Here is a 25,009-nt window from a genome sequence, read left to right on the forward strand (position 1 = left end):
AAATGAACAGACGTGAATTTATGAAGGCCAATGCCGCACTGGCAGCGGCCAGTGTGGCCGGGCTGGCCTTGCCGACTTCGGCAAGTAATCTCATCACCAGCTCAGAGCAAACCAAGCTGGATTGGAACAAGGCGCCTTGCCGCTTCTGCGGTACCGGCTGCTCAGTGATGGTGGCCACCCGTGACGGACGCGTCGTGGCGACCCACGGCGATGCCAACAGCGAAGTTAACCGCGGCCTCAACTGCATCAAGGGCTACTTCCTGTCCAAAATCATGTACGGTAAAGACCGCCTGCAAACTCCCATGCTGCGTATGACCAACGGTCAATACGACAAGCATGGCGAATTTACGCCCATCAGCTGGGACAGCGCCTTCGATATCATGGCCGAAAAGTGGAAAGCCACCATCAAAGCCAAGGGCCCGACTGCCATCGGTATGTTCGGTTCAGGCCAGTGGACCGTGTGGGAAGGCTATGCCGCCTCCAAACTGATGAAAGCCGGTTTCGGGTCAAACAACATCGACCCCAATGCCCGTCACTGTATGGCCTCTGCCGTAGTGGGCTTTATGCGCACCTTCGGTATGGATGAGCCCATGGGCTGTTACAACGATATGGAAGCTGCCGACGCCTTTGTGCTGTGGGGCTCCAACATGGCCGAAATGCACCCCATTTTGTGGAGCCGCGTGACAGACCGTCGCCTGAGCGCGCCCCACGTTAAAGTTGCTGTGCTGTCTACCTTTGAGCACCGCTCCTTTGAACTTGCCGACTTGCCTGTGGTCTTCACACCACAATCCGATCTGGCCATTCTCAACTTTATCGCCAACTACATCATCCAAAACGACATGGTGAACCATGACTTCGTCAAGAAGCATGTGAACTTCCGTCAGGGTGTGACTGACATTGGTTACGGTCTGCGTCCGACCCACCCATTGCAGCAAAAGGCGAAAAACGTTGCCACGGCAGGGGATTCGAGCCCCATCGATTTCGCTGCGTTCAAGGACTTCGTGTCAGAGTACACGTTGGAAAAAACGGCCCAGATGTCCGGCGTTGCTGAAGACAAGCTGGTGGAACTTGCCAAGTTGTATGCCGATCCCAACACCAAGGTCACGTCTTTCTGGACCATGGGTGTCAACCAGCATACCCGCGGCGTGTGGTGTAACAACCTGATTTACAACATCCATCTGCTCACAGGCAAGATCTCTACTCCCGGTAACAGCCCCTTCTCGCTGACCGGTCAACCCTCAGCCTGTGGTACGGCCCGCGAAGTGGGTACCTTTGCCCACCGTCTGCCAGCCGACATGGTGGTGATGAACCCTGAGCACCGTGCCTACGCTGAAAAAGTGTGGAAGATCCCTGCCGGTATCATTCCGCCCAAGCCTGGTTATCACGCGGTTGAACAAAACCGCCGCCTGAAAGACGGTGATCTCAACGTCTACTGGGTGCAGGTAAACAACAACATGCAGGCTGCGCCTAACATGATGGAAGAAACCTTGCCCGGTTACCGTAATCCAGACAACTTCATCGTTGTGTCGGATGCGTACCCAACCGTGACCACCCAGGCGGCCGACCTGATTCTGCCTACTGCCATGTGGGTGGAAAAAGAGGGTGCCTACGGTAACGCTGAACGTCGGACCCAGTTCTGGCACCAGCTGGTCAAAGCGCCGGGCGAGTCACGCTCAGATCTGTGGCAGTTGATGGAGTTCTCCAAGCGCTTTACCACCGACGAAGTCTGGCCAAAAGACGTGCTGGCGGCGAATCCGTCTTACAAGGGCAAAACCCTGTATGACGTGCTCTACAAGAATGGTCATGTAGACAAATTCCCGCTCACCGATCGCGATGCCAAGTACGCCAACGATGAAGCCGAGTACTTTGGTTTCTACGTACAGAAGGGGTTGTTTGAAGAGTACGCCGAGTTTGGCCGCGGTCACGGACACGATTTGGCTCCCTTCGACATGTACCACGAAGCCCATGGTCTGCGTTGGCCTGTCGTCGACGGCAAAGAAACCCTGTGGCGCTACCGCGAAGGTTCAGACCCTTATGTCAAGCCTGGCAAGGGCTTTGAGTTCTACGGTAAGCCCGATGGCAAAGCGGTGATTTTCGCGCTGCCCTACGAGCCACCTGCAGAGTCGCCCGATGCTGAATACGATATGTGGCTCTCAACCGGCCGTGTACTTGAACATTGGCACTCAGGCTCCATGACCCAGCGTGTACCAGAGCTTTATCGCGCCTTCCCGGATGCCGTGTGTTTTATGCACCCTGACGATGCCAAGGCCCGTGGTTTACGCCGCGGCGATGAGGTCAAGGTCGTGTCCCGTCGTGGTGAAATTCTTACCCGTGTCGAGACCCGTGGCCGTAACAAGCCGCCAAAAGGCCTGGTGTTTGTTCCCTGGTTTGATGCCAGTCAGCTCATCAACAAGGTCACCCTGGATGCGACAGATCCCCTGTCCAAACAGACCGACTTCAAGAAGTGTGCTGTCAAAGTGTTGAAGGCTTGAGGAGACAAACCATGAAAACAATGAAAACACTCTCTGCGCTTGCTCTGGTTGCCTTCGCCTGTCTGGCCAATGCCAGCACAGTCACAGATGAGAAAATTGCCACCTTGCGTCAGGCGCCGCTGAATGTGGAAGTGACACCGCCAGCCATGCAGCAGGTCATGAACAAAGACGTAAAGCAGGCCCGTAACTACCCGATGCAGCCCCCCGTCATTCCCCACAAGATTGATGGGTATCAGCTGGATCTGAAGGTAAACAAGTGTATGTCGTGCCACGCCCGTACCCGTACCGGTGAGTCTCAGGCTCCCATGGTCAGCGTGACTCACTACATGGACAGGGATAATAACTTCCTGGCCGATCTGTCACCACGCCGTTATTTCTGCGTGCAGTGCCATGTGCCTCAGCTGGATGCCAAGCCACTGGTTGACAACGAGTTTATTGACATTGATCACCTGCTCAAGGCGGATCAGGTCAAGGCTAAACACTAGGAGTCACTATGTGGGAAAAGCTTAAAAAAGTATGGCGAACCCTCAGGAAGCCCAGTGTGCATTACAGCCTTGGTTTCCTGACCCTTGGAGGCTTTGTGGCCGGTATCATCTTCTGGGGGGGCTTTAACACCGCCCTGGAAGCCACCAACCAGGAGGCTTTCTGTATCGGTTGTCACGAGATGGAAAACAACGTCTATGAAGAGCTGAAGACGACTATCCACTTCACCAACCGAAGCGGCGTGCGTGCAACCTGTCCGGATTGCCACGTGCCGCACAACTGGACCGATAAGATTGCCCGTAAGATGCAGGCATCGAAAGAGGTGTGGGGTAAGGTGTTTGGTACCATCAACACCCGTGAGAAGTTCGAGGCCAAGCGCCGTGAGCTGGCAGAGCATGAATGGGCGCGTTTAAAGGCGAATGACTCGCTGGAATGCCGAAACTGCCACAACTTTGACTACATGGACTTTACCCGTCAGTCACCGAGGGCGTCGCAAATGCACTCGACCTCACTGGCCAGCGGCGAAAAGACCTGTATCGATTGTCACAAGGGGATTGCGCATCACCTGCCTGACATGTCCGGTGTCAAAGGCTGGTAAGCGTCTCTGTGCAAAACAAAAAACCGTGGCTTGCCACGGTTTTTTATTGTCAGCAGATTTAAAGGCGCGTCACACAGCGGCTTAGGCCCATAAAAAAGCCCGGCTCTGGCCGGGCTGTCGGTTTTTATCAAGACTTAACGGGCGTTGGTGCTCTCAAAAATCTTGTCAGCGGAGGCAGCCACAAAGCCTGGGTACAGGCGGCCATCTTCTAATGGGAAGCGGCGGGCAAACTCATAAAAACAGCTTGGCACCATACGCTTGCCATCAGTGAATTCCACCACGGCTTCGTCGGCGAGGGTCGAAGACTGCTTGAGCTTCACCTCTTCGCTGCCCTTGATTTCACCGCCGGAGGTGTTGAGTGCAAAACCTGCGGCCTTGAGGGCATCATTCACGGAGGCCAGGGTTTCGTAGTTTTTCAGCGCATTTACCGATACGGTGAAGTGGTTGGCGCGAAATCCCCACACAGAAACCCAGGCGGCGTACTCGCTTTCCTTGAGCAGAGTTTCGTAGGTGGCCTGGTCGATGCTCCAGTGACGACCTGAGTAGAGGAAGTTATCGGCAGTCACGGCGGCCGCATCGATTTGCTCGACCAGCTTGTGCACTGTGGCCTGCAGCTCAGGAGAGCATTTTTCCAACAGCAGCTCAGAGATAAACACCTTGGGCTGAGTGGCATCCGGGTGCTCGAAGTGCTTGGCATAGAGCTTTTTGGCTTCGAAGTGGTATTCGCCGCTCTCTACATAGCCCAGGGCCAGAAAATGGGCGGCCAGTTTTTCCAGGTTAATCTTCTCGATATTAAAGGTACGCAGGGCGATATGGTCGTTTTGCACGTCATCCTGCTGAGTCGAGCCAAGCAGGGCATGAATTTTCTGTGCAGAGGGCGTTACTGACACATAGTCCTGCCAAAGGTTGGAGAAGAGTTCATTAATCTGGGTGTGCATATTACTAATCCTGATACAAAGTAGGGTGTGTTAAATACTGAGGCCCGGGCTCAGACTGGCAGGCAGGCTGACGCTGCTGGCTTCCACTGAGGAGACGGGGTAGGCGCAGTAATCGGCCGCGTAGAAGGCGCTGGCCCTGTGGTTACCGCTGGCGCCAATGCCGCCAAATGGCGCGGCACTGGAGGCACCTGTAATGGGTTTGTTCCAATTCACGATTCCTGCGCGAATGCGGCGGAAGAAGTGGTCATAATCCGCTTCATTATCGGCCAGCAATCCAGCCGACAGGCCAAACGCAGTGTTATTGGCTTCGTCAATGGCGGCATCGAAGTCATCGTAGCGGTAGACCTTGAGCAGCGGACCAAAGTGTTCTTCGTCCGGCAGGGCTTTGACGTGGGTGACATCAATAATACCGGGCGTGACGAAGCCAAGGGCAAGGTCAGGTTGCTTAAGCTCCAGCAGTGAAATGCCGCCAAGAGACTGGATATCGGTTTGCGCCTTCACCATGGCCGCCGCCGCTTTGGCGCTGATCATGGCACCATAAAAGGGTTGGTTTTCGGCAAAGGGTTCATCTACGCGAATTTGACGGCTGGCCTCAATCAGCTTGGCCAGGATGGCATCGCCATTGGCGTCTTTCTTAATGAAAAGACGTCTGGCGCAGGTGCAGCGCTGACCGCTGGAGATAAAGGCCGATTGGATGATGTCATGTACAGCGGCATTCACATTGGCCACATCTTTGACGATGAGCGGGTTATTTCCGCCCATTTCCAGCGCCAAAATTTTTCCCGGCTGACCGGCATACTGCTGATGCAGCAAATGACCCGTGTTGGAGCTGCCGGTAAAGAAGAGCCCGTCGATGCCGGGGTGCCCAGCGAGCGCTTTGCCGGTTTCCACTTCGCCTTGCAGCAGGTTAATCACACCTGCGGGCAAGCCTGCTTTTTGCCACAGCTCCACCGTAAACTGGGCCACTTTAGGGGTCAGCTCCGAGGGTTTGAACAGTACAGTGTTCCCGGCGATCAGCGCAGGCACTATATGGCCGTTAGGCAGGTGCCCCGGGAAGTTATAAGGCCCAAATACCGCCACCACGCCGTGGGGCTTATGGCGGATAAAAGCACGGGCACCGGGCATGGGGTTTTCCACTGTGCCGGTGCGTTCGCTGTGGGCTCTGATGGATATCGCGATTTTGCCAGTCATGGCCGCAACTTCGGTGCGGCTCTCCCACAGTGCCTTGCCGGTTTCTTCAGCAATGAGGCGTGCCATGGCTTCGCTGTGTTCACCAAGTTGAGCGCCAAAGGCTTCAATAATGGCCAAACGCTCGGCCAGGGGCATGGCTGACCAGTTGTAAAAGGCGCTGCGGGCGGCCTTAACGGCGGTATCGACCTGCTCGGCATTGGCGCCGTTACCACACCAGATAACCTCTCCATTGGCCGGATTAATCGACTCAAAGCCTTTACCGTGGCCGGGTTGCCACTGTCCACCAATAAACTGACAGCTTGACGGATTATTGATCACTGAGCTCATTTGGCCCCCTTGTCCAGATTTAAGTAACGCACCAAATCGCCCTCGGCGACATTGAGCACATCGGCCATGGCCGGGCTCATCAGTATGCTGTGGGTTTCGGGTTCGAGACGACACTCGTCGCTGACGGTGGCGCGAAATGCCTTGCTGTCGCAGTTGCACACTGCCAGATGAAACTCACCTTTGTGCTCGGCCGGGTTTTGGCTTATCACCACCTTGACCCTGTGGCTCTGGCGCACCGACTTGATTTGCTTAAGCTGGGCTTCCACCGTGGGGCCAGCATCGAACAGATCCACATAGCCACGATGCATAAAACCTTCGTTTTCCAAAAGCTTAAGGGCAGGAACTGTGTTTTCATGCACCTGGCCTATGGTGTTTCGGGCCGCTTCGGGCAACAAATCAACGTAGATGGGATAGCGGGGCATCAGGTCGGCAATAAACCCCTTGTTGCCCACGCCAATCAGGTAATCGGCCTTGGAAAACTCCATATTGAAGAAGGTTTCCCTAAGCCAGCCCCAAAATGGGGGCTGACCGTTTTCATCGGCGGCGCCGCGCATCTCGGCAATTACCAGCTGGGAAAAACGTTTGGGGTGCTCGGCCATAAACATAAAGCGTACCTTGGACAGGAAGCGGCCATTGAGGCCCACCCGGTAAGGCTCACGCAAAAACAGGGTGCAGATTTCAGTCACGCCTGTGTAATCATTGCCCAGGGTAAGGACTTCCACCGGATTGAAAATATCCAGCTCCTTACACTGATGCACCACGGTACTCTTGTGGAAGTGGTACAGCGGGCTGCCCAGGCCAACCGAGGCCTCGATACCAGAAGCGCCAAGGATTTCGCCCGTGTCTGTGTCTTCCAGCACAAACAGATAACCCTGATCGCCAGGCGCATCGATATCGGCGGCAAAGCTCTCTTCCGAGTGCGCTATTTTGTGGGTCAGTTTTCGCTCGCAAAGGGGCAGGGAGGTAAAACCTGCTCCGGATTCCCGCGCCATGGTCATCAGCGCCTGGAAATCCGAACCCTGTATAGGACGGATAAGTAACATAATTCGGTTCTCTTGGTCTGTGTGGAAGGCGAAAGGGCAAAGCCCCATCGCCTGTTCGCACAAATGCCTAAGGCGGTTTAACCGGCGTTAAGCCTGGCAACCAATTTGGCGATGGCGGCGTCGAAACGCGCCAGGCCTTCCCGAACGTCTGCCTCAGGAATGATAAGAGAAGGGGCAAAACGCACCACGTTTTGACCGGCCATCAGCAGGAGCACGCCTTCTTCAGCGGCGGCCAGCATAAAGTCACGGGCTTTACCGGCGTAATCCGCATTAAGCGCAGCGCCCAGCAGCAGACCCTTACCACGCACTTCGGTGAATACCTGATACTTGTCGTTGATGGCATTGAGGCCATCACGGAACAGCTGTTCGCGCTCTTTCACGCCATTCAGTACTTCCGGGGTATTTACTGTGGTGAATGCGGCAAGGCCAACGGCACAGGCCAGCGGGTTACCGCCGTAGGTGCTGCCGTGGGTGCCTACAACCAGATGCTTTGCCAGTTCAGTGGTGGTCAACATGGCGCCAATGGGGAAACCACCGCCAAGGGCCTTGGCTGTGGTCAGTACATCCGGGGTAACGCCCAGGCCCATATAGGCATAAAGCTCGCCGGTGCGGCCGACGCCGGTTTGTACTTCATCGAATACCAGCAGTGCATTGTGCTGGTCACACAGCTCACGTACGCCCTTGATGAACTCAGGGGTTGGGTTGATGATGCCGCCTTCGCCCTGCAGCGGCTCCAGTACCACGGCGCAGGTACGATCTGAAATCAGCGCCTTCAGGCTGTCGAGATTGTTGTATTCGGCATGGTCGATATCGGCTGGCTTGGGGCCAAAACCATCGGAGTAGGCAGGCTGGCCACCCACGGATACGGTAAACAGGGTGCGGCCATGGAAGCCTTGTTTGAAGGCGATGATCTGTGACTTATCAGCGCCAAACTTGTTCAATGCCACGCGGCGAACCAGCTTCAGGGCAGCCTCGTTGGCTTCGGCGCCTGAGTTGGCAAAGTAGACCTTCTCGGCAAAGGTGTTATCAACCAAGTGTTTGGCCAGCATCAGCGCTGGCTCGTTGGTCATGGTGTTGGACAGGTGCCACAGTTTTTGTGCCTGCTCGGTGAGGGCAGACACCAGGGCTGGGTGACAATGGCCCAGACAGTTCACGGCAATGCCACCGGCGAAATCGATAAACTCGCGGCCTTGCTGATCCCACAGGCGTGACCCCAGGCCCTTTACCGGAATGATAGGGGATGGCGCGTAGTTGGGAACCATCACTTCATCGAATAAACTTCTGTTGATATGCATGCAAAGCCTCTGTTTTTGTATTGTTTTATCGTCGGGCTCAAGGCCCTTTCTTTAGTTATCCCTGTATTATATTGAGCAGAAGTTGCAATTTGCAGCAGCGTTATTAACAATATGTTCAATGTGATGTGCAAAATAACGGAATGATTTATCAAAATGATAAGCAAAGAGGACGAGCGGCTACTGGCGCTGCTGAAAAACAATGCCCGGATCAGCGTATCGGATCTGGCCCGTGCACTGGATTTATCCCGCTCCACGGTGCAGACCCGTATCGCGCGGCTGGAGCAAACCGGCGTGATAAAGGGTTATGGGGTTGAGCTTGGCGACACCTACACCAGTCACCTGGTATCGGCCCATGTGGCCATTAAGGTGAAGCAGAAATTCACCACCAAAACCAATGTGGAATTAAAGAAGATGCACATGATCAGTGAGCTCTATGCCATCAGCGGCGAGTACGATCTGATTGCGGTGGTGCAGGCGCAAACCACGGAGCAGCTCAGTCACCTGCTGGATGATATCGGCAACCTCGATGGGGTAGAACGCACCACCTCGTCGGTGATTCTGGAAACCAAGTTCAAGCGTTGATGGCGGTTCTATACCCAGACGAGAGAGCTGTTTGGTGGCTTTACCAACAGATTTTACGGACTATTCTGGCCATTGATTAATGACGGCGTTTTATCTCATCAATCAGCGCCGTTGCCAGCGGCGTTGCGGCATTGCTCTTTGACGTGATGAGCACCACAGGAATTTGGTAGGAGTATTTCTCGGGCAAAATCGCTTTGAAAAGGCCCTTATCGACCCAGTGGCTGGCGTAGTGCTCCGGCAGGTAGCCGATAAACTTGCCCGAGAGGATGAGATGAGCAATGCCTTCATCGTGGTAGGCGGTGGCGGTGTTCTGATAGTTCAAATCGTCGTTACGCATCTCTTTGTCGCGCATGTAGTTACTGGTGATTACCTCGGCGTTTTGCAGCAGCGCTGGCACCTTGTCTGGCAGGCAATCAAACAGGGGATGACCCACACCGCAATACAGGTAGTTGGTTTCATTATGCAGCGGATGGTAATCGAGCCCGCGCAGATGATGACGACTGACCCCAATGCCGACCAAAGAGCGGCCGTTGACCACCGAGGTTTCTACCTCCCGCGCCTCACACACGTTGATATCAAACTGGATATGGTTGCTTTTAGCCTTGAGCGCCGCAATCACCCCGGCAATGTCGCAGCGCGGGTCACTTACCAGGGTATCAATCACCGCAATGCTGACCCGGCCGGCCAGCTCCTGCTTGGCACTGGCTACGGTGGATGCAAAGGCATCGCAGTGCTGCAACAGCTCAAGCGATGCCTGATAGGTCACCCGACCAGACTCTGTCAGTTCAAAGCCGCTGCGGCCACGCTTGCACAGTTTAATGCCGAGGCGCACCTCCAAATCTGACAGGTGAGCGCTGATGGTGGAGCGGCCAATATTGAGCCGTGATTCGGCTGCCGACAGGCCGCCGCACTCCACGATGGCGACAAATATCCTCAGCAGTTTTAAATCGACGTCATGAACCTGCACTTATGCTTTCCTGTGGTGGCTGTCTATCGAATGCTGCTCAGTTGCAAACAAACCTGCCAGACAATAGTTCGATAAACTCGGAATGAATTACGGTTATTGTGCATTTATAAAACTTCAGCGACAAGCTAGCATGGGGGCAATAGGGGTAAACCTCCGGTTTTGCCCACAAATAAAAAAGATAAAACAAATTGTTAGGAGCCAAAGATGCGTTTTAGATATGGTGTTGACCATCTCACTCTCGAAACCGTAAACGGCATTGCCAACGGCAGTATTCAGGCAGAGCTGTGCCAGCAAGCCATCGACAAGATCAACGCCAGCCGCCATAACGTGGATGTGATGGCCGCATCCGACAAGGCCATTTACGGCATTAACACCGGCTTTGGCCCCCTGTGCGATACCCAGATTTCCCCTGCCGAAACCCACCTGCTGCAAAAGAACCTGCTGATCACCCACGCCGTGGGCGTAGGTGAACCGATTGCCAAATCCATCTCCAAGCTGATGCTTATCACCAAGGTGCATGCACTCAGTCAGGGCTTTTCGGGTATTCGTCTCGACGTGGTTGAGCGTATGTTGGCCTTTATCGCCCTTGACTTGATCCCTGTGGTACCGGAGCAGGGCTCTGTGGGCGCATCCGGCGATTTGGCGCCGCTGTCGCATCTGTTTTTGCCGCTGCTCGGCGAAGGTGAATTCTGGCAGGGCGATAAGATAGTGCCTGCCCGTGAGGCGCTTAAGGCCCATGGCCTTGAGCCGCTTGAACTGCACGCCAAAGAAGGCCTGGCGCTGATTAACGGTACCCAGTTTATTTTGTCCCACGCCATCACAGCGCTGACCAAGATGGGCTATTTGCTGGATTTGGCCGACCTGGCCGGAGCCATGAGCATTGAAGGCATGCAGGGTAGCCAGTCGCCGTTTCGCGCCGAGCTGCACGAAATCCGCCCCTTCGCCGGTAACATCGAAGTGGCCGCCCGTATGCGCAGCTTCTTCAAAGACTCTGAGAACATGGCTTCTCACGAAGATTGCGATCGGGTGCAGGACCCATACTCGTTGCGCTGTATCCCGCAGGTTCACGGCGCCTCGCGTAACGCTTACAACCATTTGAAAGAGCTGGCCGAAATTGAAATGAACTCGGTCACCGACAACCCGATTGTCATCAGTGCAGAAGAGGCCATTTCCGGCGGTGGTTTCCATGGTCAGCCACTGGCCATGGTACTGGATTACACCTCCATTGCTGCGGCTGAGCTGGGTAACATTTCAGACCGCCGCTGCTATTTGCTGCTCGAAGGCCTGCATGGGTTGCCGCGTCTGCTCACCACCTCGGGTGGTCTTAACTCTGGCATGATGATCCCTCAGTACGTGACCGCAGCGCTGGTTACCGAAAACAAGTCCCTGTGCTTCCCGCCGTCAGCCGACAGCGTGCCCACCTCCATGGGGCAGGAAGACCATGTGTCCATGGGCAGTATCTCTGGCCGTAAACTCAACCAGATTTTGGGTAACCTGGAGAAAATCTTTGCCATTGAGCTGATGTATGCCGCCCAAGCCATTGATTTTCGCCGTCCCAACCGCTGCTCGGATATTATTGAGCAAAACCATGCTCTTATCCGCGAAAAAGTGGCCAAGCTGGAAGAGGACCGCCTGCTCAAGCCCGATATTGATGCCATTATTGCGCTGGTCAAGGCTCAGGCCTTTACCGTGAAGTAAGGGGGAGGATGACAAGCATGGAAACCAATATGACTTTTGCTGAACAAATCAAACAAGGGATCCCAGCCGAGCTGCCTTCGCCAAAGCCCTATCCGGCCGATGCCAACCGCGCTCCCAAGCGTAAAGACATTCTCACCGCCGCTGAAAAGCAGCTGGCGGTACGTAATGCATTGCGTTATTTCCCGGCCGAGTGGCATCAGGAACTGGCTGCGGAGTTTGCCAAAGAATTGAACGATTTTGGCCGCATTTACATGTACCGCTTCAAGCCGGAATACGCGATGAAGGCCCGCGCAATCTCTGAGTACCCTGCCAAATGCGAGCAGGCCGCCGCCATTATGCTGATGGTCGATAACAACCTCGACCCGGCCGTGGCTCAGCATCCAGAAGAGCTTATCACCTACGGTGGCAATGGCGCTGTGTTCCAGAACTGGGCGCAGTATCGCCTCACCATGAAGTACTTAAGCGAAATGGAAGCGGACCAGACCCTGCACCTCTACTCGGGCCACCCCATGGGATTGTTCCCATCGTCAGTGGATGCACCAAGGGTGGTGGTAACCAACGGCATGATGATCCCCAATTATTCCAAGCCCGATGACTGGGAGCGCTTCAACGCCCTTGGCGTAACCCAATACGGCCAGATGACGGCCGGCTCCTTTATGTACATCGGCCCCCAGGGCATAGTGCACGGCACTACCATCACCGTGATGAACGGTTTCCGTAAGGTGCTGGAAAAAGGCGATAGCCCTAAAGGCAAGATTTTCCTCACAGCCGGTCTTGGCGGCATGAGTGGTGCCCAGCCCAAGGCCGGTAACATCGCCGGATGTATTACCGTGTGCGCCGAGGTCAACCCCAAGGCCGCCACCAAGCGCCACGCTCAGGGTTGGGTGGATGAGCTTATCGATAACATGGATGCGCTGGTTGCCCGGGTTAAACAGGCCCAGGCCAATGAAGAAGTGGTGTCCATCGCCTTTATCGGTAACGTGGTCAACGTATGGGAAGCGTTCGATGAGCATGATATTTTTGTGCATCTGGGCTCGGATCAAACATCCCTGCACAACCCATGGTCCGGCGGCTACTACCCGGTGGATATCAGCTACGATGAGTCAAACCGCCTCATTCGTGAGGAGCCTGAGCTGTTTAAAACCAAGGTTCAGGCCACCCTCAAGCGCCATGCTGACGCCATTAATCGCCATACCGCCAAGGGCACTTACTTTTTTGACTACGGCAATGCCTTCCTGCTGGAAGCCTCCCGTGCCGGCGGCGATGTAATGGCCGAGAACGGCATCGACTTCAAGTACCCATCCTACGTGCAGGATATTCTGGGCCCTATGTGTTTCGATTACGGTTTTGGTCCGTTCCGCTGGGTGTGCACTTCAGGTAACAGCGCCGATCTTGACCGCACCGACGCCATTGCCGCCGAGGTGCTTGCACGGATTATGGCCGAGGCGCCAGCTGAAATTCAGCAGCAAATGCAGGACAACATTACCTGGATTAAAGACGCCAAACAAAACAAGCTGGTGGTGGGTTCACAGGCCCGTATCCTCTATGCCGACGCCGAAGGCCGCATGGAAATTGCCAAGGCCTTTAACGATGCCATTAGCCGGGGCGAAATCGGCCCGGTGGTCCTTGGCCGCGACCACCACGATGTGAGCGGTACCGACTCGCCATTCCGTGAAACCTCCAACATCTATGATGGCAGCCGCTTTACCGCCGATATGGCCATTCATAACGTGATTGGCGATAGCTTCCGCGGCGCCACCTGGGTATCCATCCACAATGGTGGTGGGGTAGGTTGGGGCGAAGTAATCAACGGTGGCTTTGGTATGCTGCTGGATGGAACAGAAGCTGCCGAGCGGCGCCTTAAGTCCATGCTGCTGTTTGATGTGAACAACGGCATTGCCCGTCGCAGCTGGGCCCGCAACGAAGAAGCCAACTTCGCCATCAAACGCGAAATGGCCCGCACGCCCAAGCTTAAGGTGACCCTGGCCAACAGTGTCGATGACGACATCATTAACGGACTTGAGTTCTAAGGCATCCGTTACGATAAAAACGCCCCTTGAGGGCGTTTTTTTATGTCACCAGACCGAGGTCTCAGATCTGATGGAAACAGGGTAATTGGCTATCATATTAATCAGTGCAACGAACTCAACATTAACGCTTGCGTAACGGCACACTTATTTGCAAAGATGTTGTAATTAATATGGAAATCACAGGTTATGGACGACGCAAACCCAGTCTCGGCCCTGCGGTAGCCATGCCAATTACCCAGCTACTGTTGTCAATTTATGCACTTACGCCAACCTATCAAGCGGGCTCACTGTTCCGGCATAGTGTTGTCCCAGCACGTGGGTGTATATTTGAGTTGTCTTGACGTCATTGTGGCCAAGCAATTCCTGCACAGTGCGAATGTCATAACCGGCCTGAAGTAAATGGGTGGCACAAATTCAGCCGGACTGAATTTGAACAGCTCCGCTGGCCCAAAGGTGAAAATACAGGGAAGTATTTTATAAAGGAGTGACGGAAAGTGTGACAAGTCACCCGCTTGTTGACCCCTGATTTAGCAACAGCAACCGCCAGTGCTTTACGCACAACACTCTGATGAAGATGATGCCGACATAACACCCCGGTAATGGGATGATGGCAGATTGCATGTGATGGGAAGATAAACATCCAGATAGATTTTCTAAACGCGTTGGGATATTTGCGCCCAAGTGCATAGGGCAGCGATGGCCCAAGGCCTTGTAGGTTATCTTTCTGTTGAAGGGCTGTGGCGCAGGTTATGTAAGATTGCAATGCCGTCGCACAATGTTGGCTGAGCAGTGTTTTGCGATCTTTACGGCCTTTACCGTCCCGCACTGTTAAAGACAGATGTTCCAGATCGACGTCCTGGACCCTGAGTCTGAGACATTCGGAGATCCGCAAGCCACTACCGTAAAGTATTTCGACAATCAGACGGCTACGTCCTTCCAGACAATTCAGGATACGCTTTACTTCATCAGCGGTCAGTACCACAGGCTGGAATCGCTGTTTGCTGGAGTAATGAAAACCAAGGCTGCCAAGTTCCTGATGCAAGTGCTTATGATAAAGGTAGACCAGCGCGTTTAACGCCGTCTTTTGGGTGTTTATTGCCACATTGCGTTGATTGGCGATAAAGGTCAAAAACTGTGCGACCTCTGCTTGTCCCATCTCAACTGGGTGCCTTTTGTGATGAAAGCGGATAAAGGCCTTTATCCAATACAGATAGGTCTTTCCTGTACTGATACTGTAACCACGCATCCGCATCTCTTCGCGAATGCCCTGCAGAAACGGACTTTGATAGGCCATGTCAAAAACCTGAAAACTGTATGTACGTACAGTGTTATTTCAAAACAGACGAATTCGACACTCCAAATGGTAAAAAATGTGCGCACTATTTCTGAAGCACTTTTTATAACATTAACAAATTCAGAAAGTTAAAAGCAGTGCGCGAAACAAATCGATTGCAAATCATGCGCATGCGCACTTTCCAACCAAGATGATTTTTGCTAAGTTAAAAATCGAATTTAAAAACAGCGTGTTGCGTGAGTTCTTGCCAAGTGGTCGGAGGGCGTTAGCGGCCGCGTAAGTGGCAAAAATGCAAACTATTTTGCATTTTTAGCGAGAGCCGAAGCGTTCTGCGCGCCACGCGGGGAGATTATGCGCAAGCGCACTATACAAATGTTAGTTGGGCAAGTGGAGTTCTAGTCATTGAACATCGCGATACTTAGGGTCTGTGGAAAATGTGAAGACTTGGAAAGGTTAAGGAAAAACTACAAGTTTGAAGTGTATAGCCAGTGGAAAAAGGGTGACCCAATATCTAAGACTAAAACCTTCGCTGAATCGGGTTTTAAGGTGTCGATTCCTGATGGTAGCTCGCCAGGTGACATGATAGAAATTTTGTCATCTCAACTATTGGATTTATCCGCTCAGAGAATTGATTTTAGAGATTATGACGTGACTGCTGAGATAGATATTGGGTTTGGTATTGGCGAAGAAAAGCAGTTTGTTGCTACATATGATTTGTCATTGGTGTTCCTTGAGTTGGCGGTTAAATGTGGAGTTTCGATTAGTCTATCTGGTTATCCCGTCGATGAAGAAGATGAAACCAACTAACAAGGCCAGCCAGCATCGCTCCCGTTGGTCGCTGGACCTCGTTACACTCGGCCGCTGCTGGCGGCGTTATGCTCTACGAGGAGTGATCCCTGAAAAACTATAATTATGATCCAGTGGTCACAGGTATTTTCGTTGGTATTGGTTCGCTCGTGATCTGGTATTTCTCATGCCTAGCGATTGATAAACAGCTTGTTCCTGGTAACTACGATTTTCTAGCCCGCTTTTTATCAACACTAACAGCAACATTTGTTGGTGCTTTCCTTGCGTTTAAATTTAATTCAAAACTTGATCAAAAGAAGCTGGAGCGAGAAAAAGTAGAATTTCTATATAACAAGATTCACGCATACTCTAGGGCCGCGAAACGATACCTTTGGAGTATCAAGAGAGAATCAGGCAAAACGATTAGGGATAACTCCCTAGCAGAAGAGGCAAGAGAGCTTATATATGAATGTGAATTATATAAGCATATGTATTTTGAGGATGTTCCTTTAAATCCTTCCTATCAATACGCCGAATTAGAACGCCTCGCTGGAGAGTGTGATAAGCATTGGAGCAAGGTAGATGAAGAGGATATTCAGTCAAAGCTAGATGCATGTAAATTGGTAGGTAATGAGGTTCAAAAATTCGAACAATCAATATCTCCAATCAATAAATGGTGCTTAGATGCAGCAAAGCACATCAATGAAAAATAGCATAACAAAGTAATCAAAGTCGCCTTCGGCTGGACGCGCTAACGCGCGCCCTTTATTGCGGCGTTATACCTAATAAACATGGAGTAAGTTGCTTTGAGAAGAATTCTAGCTACCGATCTCGGTATCTGGCCTGTGCTTCAAAATATGGAGAAGGTCTCAGACTCTATGCTCCAATCACAAGCATTTAGGAGCAACCTGGCAAACTATATTCTTCTTTATGACCAAATAGTTATTCCAACTGGAAATCTGCAGATTCTTCCTGTACTCAGAAATATTTTTGGAGAGTCAATTTTTGATGAGTTGATAAAGTCGAATATTATTGTGCTAGCAAGGTACAATAAATGGTTCTCGTATATTGGGAACGGGGGTGGTTTAAGATTTTTCGAGAGTTTTAGTGATCCTAATTCTGGAAAAACACCAAACCTATTTCACTCATACTTCGCCCCTCTTGATGAAGCAATTGATACAGCCATCAAAACTACAACTCCTCCGTCTTCATCAGACAGGGCATCTGTGCTCAAAAATTTGTTGATCGACAAAATATTACCCGTAGGTAATAAAATAGAAATGGATTCTTTTAGAGATGAAACCTATAAAGATATATTAGGAAGTCCATACCTAAGGAACTTTTTATCAATCAGAAATGAAGGAAGAAGTCTTGACGCATTAAAAGGAATAAATGCAAATCAAGTAAGAATATATTCACCTCATGCAATACCAGAAAAGGGAGAATCTCCAGAAATATGGTCTGTACTTCACGCTGCATTTGAGAATTTTGTCCTGGGGCTTAGTACTGATATAGATGTCGAGGAAATTGCAGGAGATGGAAATACTCTTGCTTTGATTAAGGCCAAAGGGCAGCGCGTTGGTCTTGACTTAGAAGGAAAAAATGCGTTCTCTAAAATACAAGAAATAAGTGGTATTCCTGACATTGGTGAGTTGTTTTCAAAAAACGAATTCACTCCAGAGCAGTTGTTGGACTTAAGAGAGTCGAAGCATAGTCAGGTATTTAGAGATTGGTTTAGTTCGGAAAATCCAAATGAGACATCGCAGCAAATTGTAGAGCGCTATGTGAGCTCTATTGGAAAACCAAGTATTATTGAAAAATTACCCATAAAGACATTACGTTTTGGTGTTACAACCGGCGCTGGCTTGTTAGACCCATTAACTGGAGCTATTAGTTCGGCTGTTGATAGCTTCTTACTTAGTAAGTGGTTTCCGGGAAAATCACCAAAATTATTTATAAAACACGCCAAGGCAGTCGCAATTAGATCAACGGCTAAATCTCCACGCATTCAAAAGCCTAAAATGACAGGTAGAGATAGAAATAGACCATGTTCATGCGGGAGCGGAAAAAAGTATAAAAAATGTTGTGGTCGTTAAACATAAGCCGGTATAACAATACGCTCGTGCGGGACGGCTTGCTTCGCTGCGCCGCCCCACAGCTTCGACGTTAGCGCATCCCAGAGTGTATTTGTTTCTCGCAGTGTTAAGTATCAATTTGTCAGAGGTGTTTGTGGTCTTCATGCTCTATTTTGCATCGGGTTTGCTGGTTGTTTTGGCATTGGCACACTCATACCTGGGTGAGCGATACATCCTGATCCGCTTATTTAAACGGGTTAATTTACACATGCTCTTTGGCAGTGATGATTTTACAAAAAGGACGCTGAGGTTTGCCTGGCACCTGACTTCAATCGCTTGATTGGGATTGGCCGGTATAGTGCTGGTGATGGCACAACCCGGGGTTGACAGGGCGCTTATTGGCCAGATCATCGCGGTTACCTTTGGGATCCATTACGTGATTGCCTTGATTGGGTCCAAGGGTAAGCACTTCTCCTGGATAGTGTTTGCGCTAATCACCCTGCTATTACTGTTACACTGACATGGACGCCTGCGAAGCCGCGCAAAAATCGGGTATTGAGCGAATATTCAACGCCGAATGAGAAACCGGCATCCAAGAGGATTGGCGCAGCGCCATTGGCAAAAATGACAATTGAAGAAAAGAGTTGAGATGCAGGTGATGGACGGTGTAACCCTGATGACCACAGCGCCGACCCCGGCGTCCCTGATAGCATTAAGACAACGGGTTGGCTGGACCAGTCCCGCAGTGAATGTGGTAGAGCAGAGTCTGGCAAATTCATTATTCATCGTTTGCGCCTATGATGGCGCCAGACTGGTGGGTACCGGCCGTATTGTGGGTGATGGCGCCATGTATTTTTATCTTCAGGACCTGCTGGTTGATCCTGAATATCAGCGACAGGGAATAGGTCGGCTGCTGATGGAAGAGATTGAGTCATTCCTGCGCCAAAGGGCGCAGCCCGGTGCCACCATTGGGTTGTTTGCTGCCCATGGCAAAGAGGATTTTTACCAAGCATTTGGGTATCAACGCAGGACAGGGCAAGTTCTGGGAATGGGCATGTGCAAATTTGTGTGATGAATCATGGTGCGTTCAAGGCAGAGATCGGCACTGTCCATTCAGGACCAAACAACAGTTGAATCTCAGCCATATCACCACTACCAGAGGTCGTTGCTGGACAAAGAAAAACGCCCCTGAAATGGGGCGTTTTTTTATTGGCATGGCAATATCCGGTTAGCCTTGTTTGGTGTCTGTCGGTGCAGGGCTATCGGCCTTTGGGGTGTCGGCGTCAGATACATCTGCGGGCTTATTGCTGGTCCCAGCTGTTGCTTCTTCGTCGCTTTTCACCTTGGGTGTGTTATCTGGCTTTTTGGGATCGCCAAACTGAGGCATTTTAAACTTGGCGCTGTACTTGAGTACGGCGATGTTTGAAAAAATGACCCCAATCACCAGCAATATGATGAGCCAGACTTCCAGATTTGACATGCCGGAGGCGTTCATCAGTCTACCTTCAGACGATTTTCACAGCGGCGGATATCCTCCGGTGTGTCCACTTCCGGTGAGTCGAAGGCGCTGATGGCGACTTTAATCCTGTGACCGTATTCCAGGGCACGCAGCTGCTCGAGCTTTTCCAGATCTTCCAGGCGTCCCAGCGGCAGGCTGTTGAAGGTGTGCACAAAACGGCGGGTGTAGGCATATACACCCAAATGTTTGTACACAGGGTATTCGCTCACGTCACGGCCAAAAGGAATGCAGGCGCGGGAGAAGTAGAGCGCATACATGTCGTTGTCGAACACCATCTTTACGTGCTTGGGATCGTCAAGCTCGGCCTTGTCGCTTATCTGGTAACCCAGGGTAGCCATTTCAAACTCGCCGGGATGGCGACGGAACAGCTCGACAATCTGCTCGATGGAGATAGGGTCAATCAGGGGTTGGTCGCCCTGGAGGTTAATCACCAAATCATCGTCGGCCAGCCCCAGCTGGGTGATGGCGTCTTCGATACGGTCGGTACCCGATGCAGCATCGGCACCTGTCATTACCACTTTGCCGCCAAAGGATTCAACGGCATCTTTAATACGTTCATCGTCCGTGGCCACGTAGATGGCATTTAATCCCTTCGCCAGTGCAGCACGTTCATAGACGTGCTGGATCATGGGTTTACCATTGATGGGAGCCAATGGCTTGCCGGGAAAACGGCTGGAGCCGTAGCGGGCAGGGATCAACAGGGTCACGTTCATCAAAAAATTCCTGGACTCTAACAAAGCGGGCTCCCGAAGGAGCCCGGAAACAAGACTAGATGCGACGGTACAGTTTGGTCAGCATCTCGTCGGTCACTTTTTCTTCCCAACCGTCGCCGTACACGTTGTGCCACAGTGGGCCGAGGCTCTTGGCCACTTTAACCATACGAGCAATGGTTTCATCTGGCAAATCTTTGCAGATGTCTTTTGGCAGGGTGATATTGTGTTTTTCCATCATGGTGCGGAATTCGGCCACACCCTCTGGGTAGAACTCTTCCAGCACGTTAAAGGCGATACAGTTGCCGATACCGTGGTGGTAGCCCAGCACGTAACCCAGGCCATAAGACAGGGCGTGACAGGCACCCACCTGGCTGTACGCGATGGACATGCCGCCCATGTATGAGGCCATCATCAGCTTGTCGTCTTTTTCTGGGTGGTCATCCAGGTACACTTGACGGCACAGCTCCAGTGATTTTTCACCGAAGGCCTTGGAATATTCGTTCAGGTAAGTGCCTTCCAGCGACTCGATGCAGTGGATGTAGCAATCCATCCCTGTGTAGAACCACTGATCAACAGGTACACCGGCAATCAGCTCGGGATCCATGATGATCTGGTCGAATACGGTGAAGTCTGAGTTAAGACCCAGCTTGCGCTCAGGGCCGCACAGTACCGCAGTACGTGAGGCTTCGGCACCGGTACCGGAAATGGTAGGAATACCAATGTGATGAACGGCAGCCACCTTAATCAGATCCCAGCCCTGGTACATGGCAGAGCCACCTGGGTTGGTCAGCATCAGGGATACGGCCTTGGCCAAATCCATGGTAGAACCGCCACCCAGACCCACTACGCTGACGGGCAGCTTGCTGTTGAAGGCCTGTACTTCCTCGGTGAGGGCATCAACCTGTTCGGTTGAAGGCTCATCGTCCACGTTTACCCAAATCAGCTTGTCTTGTGGCTTGACCGGAATACGGCTTTCCAGTGGTTTGCCCTGGTGCACGTCGTCCACCAGAAATACCACGAAATCGTCATCGTTCTTGCGCTCGGCGGCCAGTACTTCGTCGAGCTGGTTGAATGCGCCGCGACCGAAGATCATCTTAGGTACAGCTTTGAAATTTCTGAACTTCATTGCAAAAGACTCCCGTCTATTATTGGGCAAAGGCCTTCTTGATGTTGGCAATACGTTCCTGGATCTGTTCTTCAGTCCAGCTGAGCTTGATGAGCATGGAAATAGTACGGCTCATGATAGCGTCAGATTTGGGTACAGAAATCTGGGTGTAGTCAGGCTTGTCGGCCACCAGAGTGATGGGCAGGGCAGCCGGGGCACTCAGGTTGTGGATGTGGTCCCAGTTCTTCAGGTAGTGCCAGTTGTTCACATACCAGTAGAAGCAGCCATCAACACCGTTGGCCGCGAGGGCCTTGCTGATTTCCTGGGCGCGTGCTTCGGTGGGCAGCATAAATGACAGGAAGCCTGCGTTGTCGCCCTCTGGGTCTGGAATCACGCGGAAGCTGACTTCGGCAATCTCGGCCATGGCATCTTTAATCAGCTTTTTGTTTTTACGCTGAATGTCGAGGATGGTGTCGAGTTTGCGCAGCTGTGCCAGGCCCAGTGCGGCATTCATTTCGCTGATGCGGAAGTTCATGCCCATGATGGGGTGCTTCTCGGCGCCGCGGTCGTTACCGATATGGTCGTGGCCGTGATCAGAGAACATGTGGCTGTGGTTGTAGATGGTTTCGTCGTTGGTCACTACGGCGCCACCTTCACCACAGGAAATGGTTTTCACTGAGTCGAAAGAATAACAACCTACCTGACCAATGGTACCCAGTGCCTGGCCCTGATAGCTGCCGCCGATGGCCTGACAGGCATCTTCCATCAGAATAATGCCATGCTCATCACAGATGGCTTTGATTTCAGCCATGTGGCCCATGGAGCCACACATGTGCACAAAGTTAACGGCCTTGGTACGTGGGGTGATGGCAGCACGAATGCCTTCCGGTGACAGACACAGGGTCTCGTCGATTTCGGCAAATACAGGCACCGCACCCGCCATCATAATGGCTTCAACCGAGGCCACGAAGGTAAAGGGGGGCACAATCACTTCATCACCGGCACCAATGCCGGCTGCCATCAGCGCGGTAGTGAGGGCACTGGTACCGCTGGAGAGCAGGTGAGCGTGTTTGACATTCAGCTTCTCACATAAGAGCGCTTCAAAGTCGCGGCTTTTCCAACGGTCATTGCGCATGCCATCGAAGTTGTAACGGAAGGTAAAGCCGTGCTCCATAACATCTGCGACTTCCTGCTTTTCTTCAGGACCAAAAATTTCAAAACCGGGCATGGAAGTGATTCTCCTAAATTCTACACATGGCGCCTTTGGCGCAATGAAAAAACCTGAAGATTATACCTGTGTTGGCAAGGTGATAGCGATGGGGAGGGCGAAAAAAAACAAAAAAGGCAGCGCGCTGGCTGCCTGTGGATTTACTCAGCCTTATTGGCCAAGAAAGGTCTCCCGGTCGACGGTAACATCCAGGTCGGTGAGCAGTCCGTTGGTGATGCCATATATCCAACCGTGGATGGCGACTTCCTGACCGCGGGCCCAGGCTTCCTGGACTATGTTTGATTCGCTGACATTGGCCACCTGCTCAATCACATTGAGCTCGCACAGGCGGTCAAAGCGTGCCTGATCGTCAAGGTTTGTCAGCTCATCGTTGTGCAGGCGATGTATATCACGAAGATGACCCAGCCAGTTGTCGATAAGGCCAAGGCGAGCGCTGCCCATGGCGGCACGGACGCCGCCGCAGCCGTAATGGCCCACCACCATGATGTGTTTCACCTGCAGCACGTCCACTGCGTACTGAAGCACCGACAGACAGTTGAGGTCGGTGTGGATCACCATGTTGGCGATATTACGGTGAACAAAGACCTCTCCGGGCAGCAAGTCAATGATTTGATTGGAGGGAACTCGGCTATCGGAGCAACCAATCCACAGGTATTCGGGGTTTTGCTGCTTGGCCAGGGTTTCGAAAAAGCCCGGGTTTTCCTGCAGGATGCGCTGTGCCCATCGACGGTTATTGTCGAACAAGGGTTTGAGTAGTTTCATCTTGTCGTCGTAATTTGGCGAAATTCGGCGCTAGTGTATCAGGAAATTTTCCCGTGGCTGGTCAATCCATCTTAAAAAGCTGTGATCCAAACGAAAATACTGATAATCCAACAAAAACAGGCCCCATTTGGCGCCTGTTTTTCAGTCACTTAATTGCCTCAGAAGCGGGCGATTACCTTCACCGTGTCGTTCACGTTGGCGGCATCCACGAAGCCAATCATGTTGGGATTGGACGCCACCAGACTCAGCATTTCGGCATCATCGACCGATTTTGGCGGCTGGCCCTGACCGGAAAACACCAGTTTGGACCAATAGGCTTTGAGCTGGCTTTCTGATTTGCCAAGCACCTTGTCCACAAAGGCGGCTCTGGTGCTGCTGCCTTCCTTTAAATCCAGAGGGACAACGGGACCGCCGCCGGGAAAGGATTTGAGCTTACCAAGATAAATGCGGGAAATATCCCCAGAATCCATGGTCACGCCGTTGCTGGGATGCACCACAACCACGACCTCAGCCATGGCACTAACGGACAACATCAGGCTGGCACAGGCGCATAATGCAGAGAGTATTTTCATGATAGAGCCTCCTTAAAAGACCAGGTCTACGCCCATTAACAGTACCTGCCCATCGGTGGCCGGGCCTTTATCATTGGTAAAGTCGGTGTATTCCACCTTGAATGCCGCTGAGCTGTGAAAATCCCATCGCATGCCGAGGGTGTAGTAGTAGCTATCCTGCTGCTGGGTTTCCAGCGCCATTTGGGTCAGACCAATCAGAGGGGCTACTTGGGGCTGCGCCGCAGGCGGCAGGGCGTTATACACGGGCAGCATGGCATCCAGCGCTTCGTACTGGGGTTTGTTTTCATCCCAGCCGTAGGTGGCGTGCAGCGTAACGGCACCAAAGCGAATGCCACCGGACACAAAGGCGGAATCCTGCAGGGCGAAGGCGCTGGGGTCCAGGTCGAGGCGGGTGTACTCGGCGAGAATAAACCAGTTTCCGGGATCGTACTTACCATGAACGCCAATGATGGTGGCGGAGTCATCGATGGGCAATATGTCGTTTACGGTCTGCTCCGGGAACAGGCCGGTTGATTCCACTGCCGCAGCCAAGGCAAGTAAATCGGGGTACTCGTAGGTGAGATCTGACACATACCCCAGATTCAGGCCGTATTCGAAGTCTCCGGTGGTGAAATTGAGGTTAAGTATGTGCCCCTTGGCAGAAAAGGGGGCCGGAGTGATGTCGGTTCCGGACGGCACAAAATCCTCTTTGGAGGACGTGATGTACTTATAGGTAACACCTACGTCTGTGTCACCCCAGAGGGTAGAGTACACAAGGCCGATGCCTTCACCGCTGCTGAAAGGCAGCGAGTACACCCCCTGCGGCGGCATTATCCAGTGGTAGGCAAAGCCCACATCGATGTAGTCCGAATATTTGTAAAGGTTAAAGCGTTGTCTGCCTGCCATTAACATCAAGTTGTCTGTGATGTCGTAGGACAGGTAGGCCCATTCAAATTCGACATCATAGTCATCCCGGCCCCGGGACAACAACTGCGCCGTGGCGCGCAGGCCGCCACCCAGGTCGGCCGCCACCTGAACGGCAAACTTGGTATTTTGGTTGAAGTCGATTTCACTGTCATAGCCGAAGAGGGATTCGTCATCGTCCAGGCTGCTGCCGGCAACGATGGAGGCAAATCCATTGATTTGAATCTCTGCCCATGCGGCCGGGGTCGCCATCAGGGCAGCAATGGTCGCTGCGACTGTACTTATTCTCATGACTTAGGGTCCTTATGAGGGAAAGACAGTATTAAAGCTAGTAGAAAAGTTTGGGAATTCACGAATTTGTAACAAAAAAGGGCCCCGAAGGCCCTGATTTATCAGCAGGTTTGCTGA

Annotated in this window: 23 protein-coding genes and 1 pseudogene; 11 read left to right on the top strand and 13 right to left on the bottom strand. The window is 52.4% G+C overall.

All coding sequences use genetic code 11. The annotated features are described in order from the left end of the window. Positions 1-2: 2 nt before the first annotated feature. The 3 genes from napA to SAMA_RS08485 are packed head-to-tail and all read left to right on the top strand — an operon-like array spanning position 3 to position 3,573. Positions 3-2,492, top strand: a complete 2,490-nt coding sequence (gene napA / locus SAMA_RS08475) for a nitrate reductase catalytic subunit NapA (protein ID WP_041410281.1) — start codon at positions 3-5, stop codon at positions 2,490-2,492. Positions 2,493-2,503: 11 nt separating this feature from the next. Further along, entirely contained in the window at positions 2,504-2,977 is a 474-nt protein-coding gene (locus SAMA_RS08480) for a nitrate reductase cytochrome c-type subunit (RefSeq protein ID WP_011759738.1), read from the top strand. A gap of 8 nt (positions 2,978-2,985) precedes the next feature. After that, positions 2,986-3,573, top strand: coding sequence for a cytochrome c3 family protein (locus SAMA_RS08485; protein ID WP_011759739.1), 588 nt, complete (start codon positions 2,986-2,988; stop codon positions 3,571-3,573). 134 nt (positions 3,574-3,707) lie between these two features. Here the strand turns inward: SAMA_RS08485 and SAMA_RS08490 are convergent, their stop codons facing one another. From SAMA_RS08490 to SAMA_RS08505, 4 genes are all read right to left on the bottom strand, one after another. Then, the gene (locus tag SAMA_RS08490; RefSeq protein WP_011759740.1) at positions 3,708-4,511 is read right to left on the bottom strand and encodes a DUF1338 domain-containing protein; all 804 of its coding nucleotides are present in this window, start codon (positions 4,509-4,511) and stop codon (positions 3,708-3,710) included. Positions 4,512-4,541: 30 nt separating this feature from the next. After that, positions 4,542-6,029 carry a succinylglutamate-semialdehyde dehydrogenase gene (astD, locus tag SAMA_RS08495; RefSeq protein WP_011759741.1) on the bottom strand — a complete coding sequence of 496 codons (1,488 nt, stop codon included), beginning with the start codon at positions 6,027-6,029 and terminating at the stop codon, positions 4,542-4,544. Continuing rightward, entirely contained in the window at positions 6,026-7,072 is a 1,047-nt protein-coding gene (gene astA / locus SAMA_RS08500) for an arginine N-succinyltransferase (RefSeq protein WP_011759742.1), read from the bottom strand. The genes astD and astA overlap by 4 nt, the downstream gene beginning before the upstream one ends. Positions 7,073-7,149: 77 nt before the next feature. After that, complete coding sequence (locus SAMA_RS08505; RefSeq protein WP_011759743.1) at positions 7,150-8,367, bottom strand: aspartate aminotransferase family protein; 1,218 nt, start codon at positions 8,365-8,367, stop codon at positions 7,150-7,152. Between the two features lie 153 nt (positions 8,368-8,520). On the opposite strand from SAMA_RS08505, the gene SAMA_RS08510 reads away from it, so the two are divergent. After that, positions 8,521-8,949, top strand: a complete 429-nt coding sequence (locus SAMA_RS08510) for an Lrp/AsnC family transcriptional regulator (protein ID WP_011759744.1) — start codon at positions 8,521-8,523, stop codon at positions 8,947-8,949. A gap of 76 nt (positions 8,950-9,025) precedes the next feature. Here SAMA_RS08510 and SAMA_RS08515 read toward each other — a convergent pair whose 3' ends face one another. Then, positions 9,026-9,916, bottom strand: coding sequence for a LysR family transcriptional regulator (locus SAMA_RS08515; RefSeq protein WP_011759745.1), 891 nt, complete (start codon positions 9,914-9,916; stop codon positions 9,026-9,028). A gap of 204 nt (positions 9,917-10,120) precedes the next feature. Between SAMA_RS08515 and hutH the strand changes: the two genes are divergently transcribed. Together hutH and SAMA_RS08525 are read left to right on the top strand one after the other, a co-directional pair. Beyond that, positions 10,121-11,614, top strand: a complete 1,494-nt coding sequence (gene hutH / locus SAMA_RS08520; RefSeq protein ID WP_011759746.1) for a histidine ammonia-lyase — start codon at positions 10,121-10,123, stop codon at positions 11,612-11,614. A gap of 17 nt (positions 11,615-11,631) precedes the next feature. Further along, a complete protein-coding gene (locus SAMA_RS08525) occupies positions 11,632-13,644 on the top strand; it encodes a urocanate hydratase (RefSeq protein WP_011759747.1) in 2,013 nt (670 codons plus the stop codon). A gap of 261 nt (positions 13,645-13,905) precedes the next feature. On the opposite strand, the pseudogene SAMA_RS19385 reads toward SAMA_RS08525, so the two are convergent. After that, a pseudogene (locus SAMA_RS19385) lies at positions 13,906-14,938 on the bottom strand (integron integrase). Positions 14,939-15,340: 402 nt separating this feature from the next. On the opposite strand from SAMA_RS19385, the gene SAMA_RS08535 reads away from it, so the two are divergent. The 5 genes from SAMA_RS08535 to SAMA_RS08555 all read left to right on the top strand — a co-directional run bounded on the left by SAMA_RS08535 (position 15,341) and on the right by SAMA_RS08555 (position 18,871). Then, positions 15,341-15,745: a hypothetical protein gene (locus SAMA_RS08535; RefSeq protein ID WP_011759749.1), complete on the top strand. Its 405-nt coding sequence runs from the start codon at positions 15,341-15,343 to the stop codon at positions 15,743-15,745. A 113-nt stretch (positions 15,746-15,858) separates the two neighbouring features. Next, entirely contained in the window at positions 15,859-16,437 is a 579-nt protein-coding gene (locus tag SAMA_RS08540) for a hypothetical protein (RefSeq protein WP_041409752.1), read from the top strand. Between the two features lie 93 nt (positions 16,438-16,530). Next, positions 16,531-17,820: an SEC-C metal-binding domain-containing protein gene (locus SAMA_RS08545; RefSeq protein ID WP_011759750.1), complete on the top strand. Its 1,290-nt coding sequence runs from the start codon at positions 16,531-16,533 to the stop codon at positions 17,818-17,820. A gap of 325 nt (positions 17,821-18,145) precedes the next feature. Next, positions 18,146-18,319: a hypothetical protein gene (locus SAMA_RS19755; RefSeq protein ID WP_232280526.1), complete on the top strand. Its 174-nt coding sequence runs from the start codon at positions 18,146-18,148 to the stop codon at positions 18,317-18,319. Positions 18,320-18,448: 129 nt separating this feature from the next. Beyond that, positions 18,449-18,871 carry a GNAT family N-acetyltransferase gene (locus tag SAMA_RS08555; protein WP_011759751.1) on the top strand — a complete coding sequence of 141 codons (423 nt, stop codon included), beginning with the start codon at positions 18,449-18,451 and terminating at the stop codon, positions 18,869-18,871. Between the two features lie 156 nt (positions 18,872-19,027). On the opposite strand, the gene SAMA_RS08560 is transcribed toward SAMA_RS08555, so the two are convergent. From SAMA_RS08560 to SAMA_RS08590, 7 genes are all read right to left on the bottom strand, one after another. Then, entirely contained in the window at positions 19,028-19,279 is a 252-nt protein-coding gene (locus SAMA_RS08560; RefSeq protein WP_041410286.1) for a DUF2897 family protein, read from the bottom strand. 14 nt (positions 19,280-19,293) lie between these two features. Then, positions 19,294-20,031 (bottom strand): 8-amino-3,8-dideoxy-manno-octulosonate cytidylyltransferase KdsB, encoded by a 738-nt coding sequence (gene kdsB / locus SAMA_RS08565; protein WP_011759753.1) that lies wholly within the window; start codon positions 20,029-20,031, stop codon positions 19,294-19,296. A gap of 55 nt (positions 20,032-20,086) precedes the next feature. Beyond that, on the bottom strand, positions 20,087-21,157 hold the full coding sequence (gene kdnB / locus SAMA_RS08570; RefSeq protein WP_011759754.1) for a 3-deoxy-alpha-D-manno-octulosonate 8-oxidase KdnB: 1,071 nt from the start codon (positions 21,155-21,157) through the stop codon (positions 20,087-20,089). Between the two features lie 19 nt (positions 21,158-21,176). Then, the gene (kdnA, locus tag SAMA_RS08575; protein ID WP_011759755.1) at positions 21,177-22,364 is read right to left on the bottom strand and encodes an 8-amino-3,8-dideoxy-alpha-D-manno-octulosonate transaminase KdnA; all 1,188 of its coding nucleotides are present in this window, start codon (positions 22,362-22,364) and stop codon (positions 21,177-21,179) included. 150 nt (positions 22,365-22,514) lie between these two features. Then, entirely contained in the window at positions 22,515-23,126 is a 612-nt protein-coding gene (gene can, locus SAMA_RS08580) for a carbonate dehydratase (RefSeq protein WP_011759756.1), read from the bottom strand. Between the two features lie 158 nt (positions 23,127-23,284). Further along, entirely contained in the window at positions 23,285-23,698 is a 414-nt protein-coding gene (locus SAMA_RS08585) for a type 2 periplasmic-binding domain-containing protein (RefSeq protein WP_011759757.1), read from the bottom strand. A 12-nt stretch (positions 23,699-23,710) separates the two neighbouring features. Continuing rightward, entirely contained in the window at positions 23,711-24,892 is a 1,182-nt protein-coding gene (locus tag SAMA_RS08590; protein ID WP_011759758.1) for a porin, read from the bottom strand. Positions 24,893-25,009: the final 117 nt, after the last annotated feature.

This window comes from Shewanella amazonensis SB2B (assembly GCF_000015245.1).
Lineage (GTDB): Bacteria > Pseudomonadota > Gammaproteobacteria > Enterobacterales > Shewanellaceae > Shewanella > Shewanella amazonensis.

Bases quoted from the DNA above. Each gene is read 5' to 3' on its own strand.
- napA (WP_041410281.1), top strand. From the start codon at position 3: ATGAACAGACGTGAATTTATGAAGGCCAATGCCGCACTGGCAGCGGCC.
- SAMA_RS08480 (WP_011759738.1), top strand. From the start codon at position 2,504: ATGAAAACAATGAAAACACTCTCTGCGCTTGCTCTGGTTGCCTTCGCC.
- SAMA_RS08485 (WP_011759739.1), top strand. From the start codon at position 2,986: ATGTGGGAAAAGCTTAAAAAAGTATGGCGAACCCTCAGGAAGCCCAGT.
- SAMA_RS08490 (WP_011759740.1), bottom strand. From the start codon at position 4,511: ATGCACACCCAGATTAATGAACTCTTCTCCAACCTTTGGCAGGACTAT.
- astD (WP_011759741.1), bottom strand. From the start codon at position 6,029: ATGAGCTCAGTGATCAATAATCCGTCAAGCTGTCAGTTTATTGGTGGA.
- astA (WP_011759742.1), bottom strand. From the start codon at position 7,072: ATGTTACTTATCCGTCCTATACAGGGTTCGGATTTCCAGGCGCTGATG.
- SAMA_RS08505 (WP_011759743.1), bottom strand. From the start codon at position 8,367: ATGCATATCAACAGAAGTTTATTCGATGAAGTGATGGTTCCCAACTAC.
- SAMA_RS08510 (WP_011759744.1), top strand. From the start codon at position 8,521: ATGATAAGCAAAGAGGACGAGCGGCTACTGGCGCTGCTGAAAAACAAT.
- hutH (WP_011759746.1), top strand. From the start codon at position 10,121: ATGCGTTTTAGATATGGTGTTGACCATCTCACTCTCGAAACCGTAAAC.
- SAMA_RS08525 (WP_011759747.1), top strand. From the start codon at position 11,632: ATGGAAACCAATATGACTTTTGCTGAACAAATCAAACAAGGGATCCCA.
- SAMA_RS08555 (WP_011759751.1), top strand. From the start codon at position 18,449: ATGCAGGTGATGGACGGTGTAACCCTGATGACCACAGCGCCGACCCCG.
- SAMA_RS08560 (WP_041410286.1), bottom strand. From the start codon at position 19,279: ATGTCAAATCTGGAAGTCTGGCTCATCATATTGCTGGTGATTGGGGTC.
- kdsB (WP_011759753.1), bottom strand. From the start codon at position 20,031: ATGAACGTGACCCTGTTGATCCCTGCCCGCTACGGCTCCAGCCGTTTT.
- kdnB (WP_011759754.1), bottom strand. From the start codon at position 21,157: ATGAAGTTCAGAAATTTCAAAGCTGTACCTAAGATGATCTTCGGTCGC.
- kdnA (WP_011759755.1), bottom strand. From the start codon at position 22,364: ATGCCCGGTTTTGAAATTTTTGGTCCTGAAGAAAAGCAGGAAGTCGCA.
- can (WP_011759756.1), bottom strand. From the start codon at position 23,126: ATGAAACTACTCAAACCCTTGTTCGACAATAACCGTCGATGGGCACAG.
- SAMA_RS08585 (WP_011759757.1), bottom strand. From the start codon at position 23,698: ATGAAAATACTCTCTGCATTATGCGCCTGTGCCAGCCTGATGTTGTCC.
- SAMA_RS08590 (WP_011759758.1), bottom strand. From the start codon at position 24,892: ATGAGAATAAGTACAGTCGCAGCGACCATTGCTGCCCTGATGGCGACC.